Annotated in this window: 11 protein-coding genes; 4 read left to right on the top strand and 7 right to left on the bottom strand. The window is 65.5% G+C overall.

The features are described 5' to 3' along the window. Positions 1-36: 36 nt before the first annotated feature. The 3 genes from hutU to hutC form a co-directional block, all read right to left on the bottom strand. On the bottom strand, positions 37-1,749 hold the full coding sequence (hutU, locus tag API01S_RS17850) for a urocanate hydratase (protein WP_061305652.1): 1,713 nt from the start codon (positions 1,747-1,749) through the stop codon (positions 37-39). A 123-nt stretch (positions 1,750-1,872) separates the two neighbouring features. Further along, positions 1,873-2,475, bottom strand: a complete 603-nt coding sequence (locus tag API01S_RS17845) for a HutD/Ves family protein (RefSeq protein WP_061305650.1) — start codon at positions 2,473-2,475, stop codon at positions 1,873-1,875. Further along, entirely contained in the window at positions 2,472-3,215 is a 744-nt protein-coding gene (gene hutC, locus API01S_RS17840) for a histidine utilization repressor (RefSeq protein WP_174544682.1), read from the bottom strand. Before hutC ends, API01S_RS17845 begins: the two co-directional genes overlap by 4 nt. Positions 3,216-3,344: 129 nt before the next feature. On the opposite strand from hutC, the gene API01S_RS17835 reads away from it, so the two are divergent. After that, positions 3,345-3,635, top strand: coding sequence for a metal/formaldehyde-sensitive transcriptional repressor (locus API01S_RS17835; protein ID WP_006216970.1), 291 nt, complete (start codon positions 3,345-3,347; stop codon positions 3,633-3,635). Positions 3,636-3,662: 27 nt separating this feature from the next. Then, complete coding sequence (locus tag API01S_RS17830) at positions 3,663-4,772, top strand: S-(hydroxymethyl)glutathione dehydrogenase/class III alcohol dehydrogenase (RefSeq protein WP_050730489.1); 1,110 nt, start codon at positions 3,663-3,665, stop codon at positions 4,770-4,772. Positions 4,773-4,790: 18 nt separating this feature from the next. Here API01S_RS17830 and API01S_RS17825 read toward each other — a convergent pair whose 3' ends face one another. From API01S_RS17825 to API01S_RS17810, 4 genes are all read right to left on the bottom strand, one after another. Then, a complete protein-coding gene (locus API01S_RS17825) occupies positions 4,791-5,942 on the bottom strand; it encodes a glycosyltransferase family 4 protein (protein ID WP_050730488.1) in 1,152 nt (383 codons plus the stop codon). Further along, positions 5,939-6,952: a hypothetical protein gene (locus tag API01S_RS17820; RefSeq protein ID WP_050730487.1), complete on the bottom strand. Its 1,014-nt coding sequence runs from the start codon at positions 6,950-6,952 to the stop codon at positions 5,939-5,941. Before API01S_RS17820 ends, API01S_RS17825 begins: the two co-directional genes overlap by 4 nt. A gap of 374 nt (positions 6,953-7,326) precedes the next feature. Next, positions 7,327-8,373: an agmatinase gene (gene speB / locus API01S_RS17815; protein WP_061305648.1), complete on the bottom strand. Its 1,047-nt coding sequence runs from the start codon at positions 8,371-8,373 to the stop codon at positions 7,327-7,329. A gap of 26 nt (positions 8,374-8,399) precedes the next feature. Next, positions 8,400-9,803 carry a sodium:solute symporter family protein gene (locus tag API01S_RS17810; RefSeq protein WP_061305646.1) on the bottom strand — a complete coding sequence of 468 codons (1,404 nt, stop codon included), beginning with the start codon at positions 9,801-9,803 and terminating at the stop codon, positions 8,400-8,402. Between the two features lie 214 nt (positions 9,804-10,017). Here API01S_RS17810 and API01S_RS17805 point away from each other — a divergent pair, with 214 nt between their 5' ends. Continuing rightward, complete coding sequence (locus API01S_RS17805) at positions 10,018-11,127, top strand: YcjF family protein (RefSeq protein ID WP_061305645.1); 1,110 nt, start codon at positions 10,018-10,020, stop codon at positions 11,125-11,127. A 199-nt stretch (positions 11,128-11,326) separates the two neighbouring features. Next, positions 11,327-13,411 (top strand): putative bifunctional diguanylate cyclase/phosphodiesterase, encoded by a 2,085-nt coding sequence (locus API01S_RS17800; RefSeq protein WP_082306139.1) that lies wholly within the window; start codon positions 11,327-11,329, stop codon positions 13,409-13,411. Positions 13,412-13,431 lie beyond the last annotated feature (20 nt).

Raw genomic sequence — 13,431 nt, 5'->3', positions numbered from 1 at the left:
CCCCACGCGGTTGGAAGGATAGGGGTCAGCGGCGGATCAGCGCGGGCGGGTGACCATCGGCAGGTTCAAGCCCTGCTCGTTGGCGCATTCGATGGCTATGTCGTAGCCCGCATCGGCATGGCGCATCACACCGGTGGCCGGGTCATTGGTCAGGACGCGTGCGATGCGTTCGGCGGCCTCGTCCGTGCCATCGCAGACGACGACCATGCCGGAGTGCTGCGAAAAGCCCATGCCCACGCCGCCGCCATGATGCAGCGACACCCAGGTCGCGCCGCTGGCGGTGTTCAACAGGGCGTTCAACAGGGGCCAGTCGGACACCGCGTCGGAGCCATCGCGCATGGATTCGGTTTCGCGGTTGGGGCTGGCGACGGACCCGGAATCCAAGTGGTCGCGGCCAATGACGACGGGCGCGGACAGTTCGCCCGATCGCACCATCTCGTTGAAGGCCAGGCCCAGGCGGGCGCGTTCGCCCAGACCCACCCAGCAGATGCGCGCCGGCAGGCCCTGGAAGCTGATGCGCTCGCGCGCCATCGCCAGCCAGCGATGCAGATGCGCATCGTCGGGGATCAGTTCCTTGACCTTGGCGTCTGTCTTGTAGATGTCCTGCGGATCGCCCGACAGCGCGGCCCAGCGGAACGGGCCGACGCCACGGCAGAACAGCGGCCGGATGTAGGCAGGCACGAAACCCGGGAAGTCGAAGGCGTCGGCCACGCCTTCCTCTTGCGCCATCTGGCGGATGTTGTTGCCGTAATCGAAGGTGGGAATGCCCTGGCGCTTGAACGCCAGCATGGCTTGCACATGCACGGCCATCGATTGCTTGGCGGCCTTGATGACGGCGGCCGGTTCGCGCTTGGCGCGCTCGCGGTATTCCGGCCAAGTCCAGCCGGAAGGCAGGTAGCCGTTCAGCGGATCGTGCGCGCTGGTCTGGTCCGTGACCATGTCGGGCTTGACGCCGCGACGCACCAGCTCGGGCAGCACGTCGGCGGCGTTGCCGCACAACGCGATCGACACCGCGCGGCCTTCCTTCGTGTACTTGGCGATGCGCGCCAGCGCGTCGTCCAGGTCGGTCGCCTGCTCGTCCACGTAGCGGGTGCGCAGCCGGAAGTCGATGCTGCTTTGCTGGCATTCGATATTGAGCGAGCATGCGCCGGCCAGTGTGGCGGCCAGCGGCTGCGCGCCGCCCATGCCGCCCAGGCCCGCGGTCAGCACCCAGCGGCCAGTCAGGTCGCCGCCGTAGTGCTGGCGGCCCGCCTCGACGAAGGTTTCGTAAGTGCCCTGGACAATGCCCTGACTGCCGATGTAGATCCAGCTGCCCGCCGTCATCTGGCCGTACATGGCCAGGCCCTTGGCGTCCAGTTCGTTGAAGTGTTCCCAATTGGCCCAATGCGGCACCAGATTGGAGTTGGCGATCAGCACGCGCGGGGCGTTCGCGTGGGTCTTGAATACGCCCACCGGTTTGCCGGACTGCACCAGCAGCGTTTCGTCTTCGTTCAGCTGCGTGAGCGATTCGACGATCTTGTCGTAGCACTCCCAGTTGCGCGCCGCGCGGCCAATGCCGCCATAGACGACCAGCTCTTTGGGATTTTCAGCGACGTCCGGGTCCAGGTTGTTCATCAGCATGCGCAGCGGCGCTTCGGTCAACCAGCTCTTGGCGGTCAGCTGGTTGCCGCGCGGGGCGCGGATGACGACATCGCGATATCGATTCGATTGGTCCAAGACAGTCTCCTTGATCGGTTCTGCCGCGCGCATCGATCCCCCGCGCGACGGTTGCCCGCATCATAGGATGCCTATGCTTGTATATACAAGCTCAGACGAGCGGTATTTATCTCAGGGATTTCCCCAATGAGAAAAAGATACCGCGTGAGATTTTCTTTATCCCTGGCGGGGATGCAGCTCGATGATGCAAGCGTCCACGCCACCCTCGCCAACGAGGCGATACGCTGCCAGCGCCTGCCGGCCATCGATATGCAGGCAGTCGTATTGCGCGGGCAGCGCGTGGTCCGCGCCGTCGACGTTCACGGTCAGCGCCGCGCCCGCATTCAGCACCAGCACGCTTTGCGCCGAGCTGTGAAAGGTCCAGGGTTTCGCACCACACGCCCATTGCAGACGCGCCTGATAGCGTTCGGGCCGATAGATGAGGTTGAAGTCGCGGATCGGCCCGTCCAGCAAGCGGCAGTGCACCGCCGCGCTGCCGTCGAACGCATAGGCCTGGCGCGGCGTCAGCGGAGCTTGTTGCTGGCCGTCCACCGTCAGCTGGATGCCCTTTCCTTGCAGCACCGTGATGATCCGCTGCAAGCCAGTGAACGCCGAAAACCCGCCCTCCTGGGCGACGTCGGCGATGGACAGGCGCCAATCGAACGCGGCGGTGCTGCCGCCCGGATTGCACGTCACTTCCTGCGTGGTGCCGCCGCCGTTCTTCCATGGCATGCGCGGATAGTCGGCGGCGCGATACAAACGGATGTCGGGTTGGGTCATGTCGTGAACTTGCCTTCCAGCCGATGGCGCGAACCGGGGTGGATCAGGCGCGCCAGCGTCACCGCGCGGTCGCCCGACCATGTGCGGCGACGGATCAGCAAGCAAGGTTCGTCGCGGTCTATCTGCAACAACTGGCATTCTCGCGGCTTGGCCAGAATGGCCTCGACGACGTGCTCGCCCTCGCTCAACGGCGCCACGCGCGTCAGGTATTCGTAGGGGGTGTGCTCCGTGAAGTCCTGCTTCAGGTAGTCGGGCGCCAGCCGCACATTGACGTAGCGGTCTTCCAGTTGGATCGGCACGTCGTCCTCGAAGTGCACGATGACCGAATGGAACACCGGCTGCCCCACGCGCAGGTCCAGCGCCTGCGCCTGCTCGGGCCCGGCCGGCTCTTCGGCCAGGCGCACCACGCGGCTGTGATGCTTATGGTTGCGCGCGGCGATCTCGTCCGCGATGTTGTTGACGGCAAACAGCGCCGAGCGCGCCTTGGGCTGGGCCACGAACGTGCCCACCCCCTGCATCCGCACCAGCAGCCCTTCGGCAGTCAGCTCGCGCAGCGCGCGATTGATCGTCATGCGGCTGAAACCGAGTTCGTCGACCAGTTCGCTTTCCGAGGGCACCCGATAGTGCGCGGGCCACGCGCCGGTACGTATCTGCTGCGCAATCATCTGCTTGACCTGCGCGTACAGCGGCGCGGGCAGGGGGTTGGCCTGGACGGGCAATCGGGGGGGAGAAGAAGCCACGGAATGATCCTGGGTGGGGGGCCGAAAAGGCGGCGCAAATCGGCGTCTAGTATAGACAGGTACACATGGCTTGCGAATTCCCGCCGGCTTTTCGTATACTCCCCCCCTGTATCGTTTTCGGAGCCTGCCGTGCCGCATTCGCCGGAAGAAAAGAAACGTGTTGTCACCCGCTTGCGCCGTATCCAGGGGCAGGCGTTAGCATTGGAACGCGCGGTCAACGAAGGCACGGAATGTGGGGCGCTGTTGCAGCAGCTGGCCGCCTTGCGCGGCGCAGCCACCGGCCTGATGGCCGAGGTGCTGGAAAGCCATCTCCGGGAAACCTTCCTGCAATCCTCCCAGGGCGGCCCGCAAGACGCCAGTATCGACGCCGCAGCCGAAGTCGATCAGCTGATGCGCATCGTCCGTTCCTATCTGAAGTAATCCCCCGACATTCGTGGAGCAACAACTATGAAATCACGCGCAGCAGTCGCATTCGGACCCGGCAAGCCGCTGGAAATCGTTGAAATCGACGTCGCGCCCCCGCAGCGCGGCGAAGTGCTGGTGCAGATCACGCACACCGGCGTCTGCCACACCGACGCCTTCACCCTGAGCGGTGATGACCCTGAAGGCCTGTTCCCCGCCGTGCTGGGCCACGAAGGCGCGGGCGTGGTCATCGAAGTGGGCGAGGGCGTCACCTCGCTCAAGCCGGGCGACCACGTCATTCCGCTCTACACGGCCGAATGCCGTGAATGCAAATTCTGTCTGTCGGGCAAGACCAACCTGTGCCAGAAGGTGCGCGCCACCCAGGGCAAAGGCGTGATGCCCGACGGCACCTCGCGCTTCAGCTACGAAGGCAAGCCGCTGTACCACTACATGGGCTGCTCGACGTTCAGCGAATACACGGTCGTGAACGAAATCTCGCTGGCCAAGATCAACTCGGCCGCCCCGCATGAAAAGGTCTGCCTGCTGGGCTGCGGCGTGACCACCGGCATCGGCGCCGTGCACAACACCGCGAAGGTCAAGGAAGGCGATACCGTCGCCGTGTTCGGCCTGGGCGGCATCGGGCTGGCTGTGATCCAGGGCGCGGTGCAGGCCAAGGCCGGCCGCATCATCGCCGTGGACACGAACCCGAACAAGTTCGTGCTGGCCAGCGCCATGGGCGCCACCGACTGCGTCAACCCCAAGGACTACGACAAACCCATCCAGGAAGTCATCGTCGAGCTCACCGATGGCGGCGTGGATTTCTCGTTTGAATGCATCGGCAACGTGCACGTGATGCGCGCGGCGCTGGAATGCTGCCACAAGGGTTGGGGCGAAAGCATCATCATCGGCGTGGCCGGCGCGGGCCAGGAAATCAGCACGCGTCCGTTCCAGCTCGTCACCGGCCGCGTGTGGCGCGGTTCGGCATTCGGCGGCGTGAAGGGCCGCACGCAATTGCCGGGCATGGTCGAAGACGCCATGAGCGGCAAGATCGACCTGGACCCCTTCATTACGCACACGCTGCCGCTGGATCGCATCAACGAAGCGTTCGACCTGATGCACGAAGGCAAGTCCATCCGCACCGTGATCCACTTCTAAGGATCACGATCCGGGGCGTCACGACATCAGGGCGTCAGTTCGCGCTGACGGTCGGACGCCCCCGCGTTCCCGATACACCTCTTCGGTCTGCCCCACGAAGCGCGCGAGCGAAAACTCGTGCAGCGCCGTGTGGCGGGCCTGCTCGCCCATCTTGGCGGCAATGGCGCGGTCATTCAGGATCGTGGACACCGTCGCCAGCACGCTGCTGACCGAACCGGGCGGCACGACCCAGCCGTTGTGCCCATCGGTGACGTTCTCGGTCAGCCCGCCCACCTTGCTGACGATCACCGGTTTGCCCGCCGCCATCATCTCGCGGCACGCGAATGAAATCGTCTCCAGGCGCGAGGACAGCACGAAACCGACATCCAGCGCCGCCAGGAATGGGCGCACGTCCTCAAGCAGTCCGGTAAACACCACCTGATCCGTCATGGCCAGATCGGCCACGCGCTGACGCTGTTCGGCGTCGGGCTCCTTGCCGGCGATCAGGATCACGACCTGATCGCGCTGATGCTCGGGCAGCAGCGATACGGCAGTCACCATGTCCAGCCAGTTCTTGTAGACGGCCGTGCCGGCATTGCTGCCGATCACTAGCCGGCGCTGCATGGCCTTGGGCAACAGCGCCGCGCGCGCCTGGGCAGCCTGCTCGGCGCTGACGGGTTGGAATTCCAGCGTGTCCACGCCGTTGTGCACCACGCGCAGGTCTTCGTCGCGGAACACCGATTCCTTCATCCGGCGAAACGTATGGCCGCACACGCAGATCACGCGGTTCGTGCCCCACTTGGCGCGCATGCGCACGCCCAGGCTCTTGGCGCTGCGGTCGGTGTGCTGGGTGTAGACGATGAAGGGCCGATGCGCACCCATGCCCACCGCCGCCAGCATGCAAAGACGATGATCGGCGGAACCGTTCACGTGAATCACGTCGAACTTTTCGCGGCGCAGCAGCGCGCGCAACCGGCGCAACGCGCTCAATTGCTGCCAGGGGCGGCTCTTGAACTCCAGGTCGATCGACTCCACACCAGGCAGCGCGTGCGCTTCGGCCAACAGTCGGCTGCCGCGCGGCGCGGCCACGGTAATGCGCGCGCGCTCACGCAGCATGCGCGCCAGCGACATGACGTAGGTGGTGTGGCCACCGCCATCGCCCTGGTGGAAGTTGGTGTAAAGAATTTTCATCGTGACAGGCCCGAGAGCAGTTGCGGGGAAGGCGGCGCCTCCCCTTGTTTGAGCAAACAGCTCCAATGACGCTTTTCAAAAACATCCTCGCCCAGACGGCTGTGCAGGGACAGGTTGTAGACCTTGACGCCACGCTCGCGCAGCAGCTGGCTGGCCTGACGAAACGCCGGTTCGATATGCCCCGCAAACTGGCGGTCCAGCGCGGTCGGCAACTGCGCGCCGGGGCTTTCATAGAAGCGCGGGCCCTGCGTTGCCGTCAGGTCCAGGCCGTGCAGATACAGCGTGCGCGCGCCCATCCAGGCCAGCAGTTGCAATCCCGTGTACGCGACCGTGCCGCCGCCAAACATGCCGCGCGCCGGGTTCAGGCTGAAACCATGGGCGTGCTGCGGGTGATGGGCATCGAACAACACCAGCTCAGGGTCATGCGCCAGTTGCGCATCCAGTTCTTCGGGCCGCGCCCGGGCTTGCAGCGCGCGTTGATGCACTTCCTCGAACACGGCGATGCGGCATTTCACCGCCTCGGCGTCGAACAGGAACGCGATCCAGCGGTACACCTCGGGCGTGACGAACAGCAGCAGGTCCTGCGACAGCACCTCGGCGACCAGATCGCGCCGACGCTTCACGAAGCCGGCATCGAGCATCGCGTAGTAATCGAAGCGCAACGAAGGCTGCGAGCGCCGCAGCGCGATCGACCCGTTCACGCCCATGACGGCGGCCAGCCTGCATTGCGCGTAGTCGATCTCGGCAACGGAAGGCCCGCTCAGAATCAGATGCGCGTCGCCCGACAGGTCTCGCGGCACGTCAGCCATGGGCAACGTCGCCGGGCCACGCACGCCCACCAGGTCGCAGGCCGTCAGGCGGTCGCTCGCGTCGCGGCGGATCTTCACCAGCGGCCACAGCGTCTCGTTATGCCGATAGGCGCCGTCTCGCGTATAGCGGTAAAGATAGCGAAAGCCCTTGGTCAAGGGGCGAGAGCGCAGCAAACGGGGGACGAGGGCAAAACGGGTCATGAACGGTGCCGCTGAAAGCGCGGCGAAACCTACGAGGGCCCGATTCTAAGAGAGGCAATCAGGCGCCAGGACGACCGAAACATTTGAGATGTAACAGCATGACAAGTCCGATGATCGCGCCCCTTTTATCAACCCGTGAGACACAGCGGGTGCAGCGTCCCGCATCGCGGAATCAACGGGTAAGCCTGCGCCAAGAAAAGTCGGCGACATCTTTCCGACGCGCGTTGCCGCAATGCGCGCTTACCCTGGCGTACGCACTATCCTAGGGTGCCCAGGCCGGAGGGCCACCCGTACGTTCCATTACCTTTTGCGCCAAAGCGAAAGGTGATTGCAAGGCGCGCGGCCGGCAACGGACCCACGCGCCTGAGCCCGGATCAGCGCGCTTGCCGCACGCTGACCAGGCTGAGAATTTCAAACAGCATCTGCGCGCCGGCATGCGCGGTGTTGGCCGTGGCGTCGTAGGCGGGCGCCACTTCGACCACGTCGCCCCCGATGATGTCGACGCCCGCCAGCCCGCGCAGAATGGCCTGCGCCTCGCGCACGCTGACGCCGCCGACCTCCGGCGTGCCCGTGCCGGGCGCGAACGCCGGGTCCAGGCAATCGATATCGAACGTGACGTACACGGGCGTGTCGCCCACGACCTCGCGCGCGCGGGCGATGATGGCGTCGATGCCCAGGCGCGGAATGTCTTCCGCGTGGATGACCGTCATGCCGGACTCGTACGAGAATTCCCACAGGTATTCGGCCGCGCCCCGGATACCGATCTGGATCGTGCGACAGGGATCCAGCACGCCGTCCAGCACGGCCTGCCGGAACGGCCCGCCATGGTGAAAGCGGCTGCCATCGAAGGGGCCGCCGGTATCGCAGTGCGCATCGAAGTGGATCAGCGACACGGGCTTGCGCCGGCCCAGCGCGCGCAGGATCGGCAAGGTGATGGAATGGTCGCCGCCTACCGACACCGGAATCACGCCCGCCGCATGGATCTTGGCGTAGGCGCTTTCGATATCCTCGTGCGACTGCTCCAGGCTGAAACGGCTGCGCATCGGCACGTCGCCGATATCCGCCACGCGCAGCTCGCGCGTGGGAGTGCAGCGCAGGACGTGGTGGTAAGGGCCAACCCGCTCCACTGCGCGCAGCGCGCGCGGGCCGAAGCGGCACCCGCTGCGGTTGCTGGCGCCCAGGTCCATCGGCACGCCGGTCAGCGCCACTTGCAGGTCGCCGAAGTCGGGAGCCTGCCAATCCACGGCGCGCGCGGCCGCGTCCAGCAAGGTGGGCATGCCAGCGTAAGGCGCGCTGCGCGTGCCGTCGGCATCGATGATGTTGGCGGCCACCTCTCGGAAATGCGGGTCGTGGATAACGGCTTCGTTGTCGCCGCCGAAGCGGGCGCGCAGCGCGGCAAGACGTTCTGGCGTAAAGCCCATGGAATGCTCCTCTGTCGAAATCCGGGTTACTTGGCGTCGGTGCGGGGAACGGGCGCATCGCGGTACGGCGCGCCCGGCCGGCCCAGCAGGCTGATCAGCACAAAGCTCGTGGCGCTGGCGGCAAGCGCCGCGTAGACAGGCGTGTTGGCCGCCAGGCCGTCCTTGAGCATGTAGGCAATCGAAAGCGCGCAACCGAGCAGCATGCTGGCCACCGCGCCGGCGGTCGTGGCGCGGCCCCAGTAGATGGCGCCCAGCAAGGGCACCAGCATGCCGCCCACCAGCAGGTTGTAGGCGCAGGTCAATGCACTAAGGACGTCGTCCACCACCAACGCGATGGCCAGGGCGCAGAGCGCGGCCAGCAGGGTGATGCCACGGTGCACGCGCACGTCGGTGAACGAGCGGCCGCCCCGCAATGCCGGCAGCAGGTCTTCGGCCACCAGGGTCGAAGTGGCCAACATGGCGGCGCTGGCCGTGGACATCATGGCCGCCAGCGCCGCCGCGATGACCAGCCCGCGTATGCCATCGGGCAAGCCCACCTGCACGATGGCGGCAAACGCGTTGTTGACGTTGTCCAGATCGGGCAGCAGCACCTTGGCGGTCATGCCGATCACCGCCCCCACCAGCCCATAGACAATGCAATACAGCCCGGCTGCGGTGCCCGCCACGCGCGCCACCTGCTCATCGCGGGCCGTGAACACGCGCTGCCAGATTTCCTGGCCGATCAAGATGCCCAGAAAGTAGATGACGAAGTAGGTGATGATCGTGGGCCAGCCGATGTGGGTCAGCGTGAAGTTGGCGGCGGGCAATTGCGCGACCAGCGCGTCCCAGCCGCCCACCCGCATCAGACAGATCGGCAGCAGCACGAACATCAGTCCCACCGTCTTGATGACGAACTGCACGATGTCGGTCAACGTCAGCGACCACATCCCGCCCAGCGTGGAATACACCGCGACCACCCCGCCGCCCACCAGCACCGCCACCCAGAACGGCAAGCCGAACAGCACCTGCATCACCGTGCCGATGGCGATGACGGACGTGGCCGCCAGCATCAGCGCATAGGCCGTCATCACCAGCGCGCTGACGTGTTTGGCGCCGGACGTGAAGCGCCGTTCCAGGATCTGCGTCACGGTGAAAATGCGCAGTTTCAGCAAGGGCCTGGCCAGCACGCGGTTCAGCACGATGATGCCCAGGCCGAGCGCGCCGCAAAGCCAGAACCCCGAAAGGCCGTATTCGTAACCCAGCCGCACCGTGCCCACCGTGCTGGCGCCGCCCAGCACCGTCGCCGCCATGGTGCCCATGTACAGGCCCGGCCCCAGATTGCGACCCGCCACCAGATAGTCTTCGTGCGTCTTCGCCCGCCGCATGCCGTACCAGCCCAGCAGCAGCATGCCGCCCAGGTAGAGCGCCACCACTCCGATGTCCCACACCATTTGAATGTCTCCTCGCCGCGCGACGGGCTTTCAGGTTTTGCCTCCGTGGCGCCTGTCAGGCCCCCGGATCGCTCACGCAGGCGGGATCTTCGTTGAAGCGGCGATAAAAAGATCGCGAGACCCGCAAATGTCGGACTCCTCTGATATCGTTGCCCAATTACGTCAGATTCCTCTGATATCGTTGTTCAATCTGTTTCGCTCTCACTGCCAATCCATGTCGCCCCTCCGCCCCGATTCCCCCGCCTTGCAGGACGCCATCGCCGACGCCATCAGCACGGCCACGCGCGGCGCGGGCCGCGTGAACATCCTGATCGCGGGCAAGACGGGGGTCGGCAAGAGCACCTTGATCAACGCGGTCTTTCGCGGCGAACTGGCCAAGACGGGCGCGGGCAAGCCCGTGACGCAGACGACGCAGGAATACACCAAGCCCGGCCATCCGCTGACCATCATCGACACGCGCGGGCTGGAAGTGAGCGACTACGCGCGTTCGCGCCAACAGCTGGCGGACCTCATCCAGGAACGCTCGGCCTCGGAGGATCAGGACAAGCACGTGCACGTGGCCTGGCTCTGCATCCAGGACAGCAGCCACCGCGTGGAAGACGCTGAAATCGAACTGGCCGAGATGCTGGCCAACGCCGGCATTCCGGTCGTGGTGGTGCTGACCAAGGCGCGCAAGAACAGCGCCTTCGTCGCCGAGGCGCAAAAGCTGCTGCCGCGCGCCAAGCAAGTGGTGGCCGTGCGCGCGCTGCCCGAATGGATCGAAGAACTGGACGCGGAACTGCCGCCGATGGGCCTGGACACGCTGATCGAAGTCACGGCCGAGCACATCCCCGAGGGGCAGCAGCGCGCTTACGCCAATGCGCTGTCCACCCGCAACAAGAAGGCCCTGGAAGTAAAAAAAAAGCGGGCTGAGATAGAAGTGAACGTGGCTGCGGGTCTGGCGGCGTCGGCCGCGGCCGCGCCCATTCCGTTTTCCGACGCCTTCGCGCTGGTGCCGATCCAGGTGGGCATGATCGCCAAGATCGGCATCACCTTCGGCATGGAGCTGGACACCACCGCGATCACCACGCTGGTGACGTCAACGCTGGGCGCATCGGCCGCCACGCTGATCGGGCGGTCGGTAGTCTCGGGCATGCTGAAATTCATACCCGGCGCGGGCAGCGCGGTGGGCGGCACCATCGCCGCGACGACGGCCGGCGCCATCACCAAGCTGCTGGGCAACGCCTACGTGGCCGTGCTGTACGACTTCTGCCTGAAAAATCCCGGCAAGGACATCGACATCGGCATGATCGCGCAAGCGCTGCGGCAGCGGGTGAAGCTCTGAGGCTCGCCCTTGGCTCCCCGTGCAACGAATCGTGTTTCTACGACAAGATTCGATAGATTCCGCCCTTTTCAAGCGGGCGCCTTAACTATTGCGCCCGCCACGACGTAAAGCCGTATATCCCTCAGTCCATTCGCGGGACCGCCCACGTATACGCCGGCTGGCCCCGCATGACGCGGCCGCTACCCGCCGCCCCTATCCAATGATCATCGACAATTCCGACGTCATGTACCGGCACCTTGTGCAGGGTGTCGTCGACTACGCCATCTACATGCTTCACCCGGACGGCACGGTCGCCAACTGGAACGCCGGAGCGCAGCGCGCCAAGGGCTACACGCAAGAGGAAATCGTGGGCAAGAACTTTGCCTGCTTTTACAGCGCCGAGGATCAGGCCGCCGGCTTGCCGCAACGCGGTCTGGCCACTGCCCGCGAGCAGGGACGCTTTGAGGCGGAAGGCTGGCGCGTGCGCAAGGACGGCACGCTGTTCTGGGCCAATGTGGTCATCGATCCCATCCGCGACGACGCGGGCGACCTGATCGGCTTTGCGAAGGTCACGCGCGACGTCACCGAACGCCGCGAACGCGAACAGCAGTTGCTCCGTGCCAAAGAGCTGGCCGAGCACTACAACTCGGAACTGACCTCGCTATCGAGCTTCCTGGATGCGGTGGTGTCGCACATACCGTCGTGCGTGCTCGTGCTGGACGCCGTATCGCGCAATATCCTGCTGGCCAACCGTCAGGCGGAAGCGACCTTCGGCGCCACGCGCGCGCAGATGCTGGGCAAGACGGCGCAGCAATGCCTGCCTGCGCCCGTGTTCGAGTTCTTCGACCGCCTGACCAACGACGCCCTGCGTTCGGACGGCGCGCTGCGCGAAGCGGAAGAGGAACTGGCCACCGCGCGCGGCATGCGCACCTTGCGCACCCGCTCGCTGGTCTTTCACAGCAACGACCCGCGCTCGCGCTACGCGCTGCTGATCTCGGATGACGTCACCGACGAGAACGCGGCGCACGCGCAGGTGCGCTACATGGCGCATCACGACACGCTGACCGGCATGCCCAACCGCCGGCTGTTCCGCGAACAGCTGCTGCGCGCGCTGAACCACTGCGCGGACGACCGCCGCACCGCCGTGCTGTGCCTGGACCTGGACAATTTCAAGAGCGTGAACGACACGCTGGGCCATCCCTGCGGCGACGAGCTGCTGCGCCTGTTCGCCAGGCGCCTGCCCAAGGTGCTGCGCGAACAGGACACGCTGGCCCGTCTGGGCGGCGATGAATTCGCCGTGGTGCTGCCCAACATCGGCCAGCAGGACGACGTGCGCAAGATGGCCGAACGGATCATCGACGCCGTGCGCCAGCCCTTTGAAGTCGAAGGCCACACCGTGCCGATGAGCGTCAGCATCGGCATCGCGCTGGCCGAAACGCCCGACCACACCGCCGACCATCTGCTGCGCTACGCCGACATGGCGCTGTATGAAGCCAAGCGCAACGGCCGCAACTGCATGGCCTTCTTCAAGCCTGAAATGGAGGCCGCCGCGTTCAAGCGCCACGAGGTCGAAATGGACTTGCGCCAGGCCATCATGGGGCAGCAGCTACAGCTGTACTACCAGCCCATCCTGGATGTCAGCCACGTGCGCGTCGTGGGGCGCGAGGCGCTGATGCGCTGGCAGCACCCGGTCAAGGGCCTGATCATGCCCAGCGACTTCATCCCCATCGCCGAGGAAACCGGGCTGATCCACGAGTTGGGCGCCTTCACCTTGCACGAGGCCTGCCACGAAGCCATGCGCTGGGACGACCACGAAACGGTGGCGGTGAACCTGTCGGCCAGCCAGTTCACCAACAGCGCGCTGGTATCGCTGGTGGAGTCGGCGCTGTCCACGTCCGGCCTGCCGGCGCGGCGGCTGGAGCTGGAAATCACCGAGTCGGTGCTGCTGGCCAATTCGGCCACCAATCTGAATACGCTCAACCGCTTGAAGGCGCTGGGCGTGAAGGTGGCGCTGGACGACTTCGGCACGGGCTATTCGTCGCTGGGCTATCTGCGCTCGTTCGACTTCGACAAGATCAAGATCGACAAGTCGTTCACGCAGGACGTCGAGTCCAGCAAGGAAGCGCTGGCCATCATCCGCGCCATCAACGGCATCGGCCGCAGCCTGGACATACCCACCACCGCCGAAGGGGTCGAAACCGCGGCGCAGCTGGACCGGCTGACGCAGGAGGGCTGCTCGCACTTCCAGGGATACCTGCTGGGCCGGCCGGTGTCGCACGACGCACCGCCAGATGAAACGGCGTAGCGTCCGGATCTATACTTTTC

Origin of the sequence: Achromobacter piechaudii NBRC 102461 (assembly GCF_001571245.1) — a bacterium.
Taxonomy (GTDB): Bacteria; Pseudomonadota; Gammaproteobacteria; order Burkholderiales; family Burkholderiaceae_B; genus Achromobacter; species Achromobacter piechaudii.
This window is presented reverse-complemented; position numbering and strand designations above follow the sequence as displayed.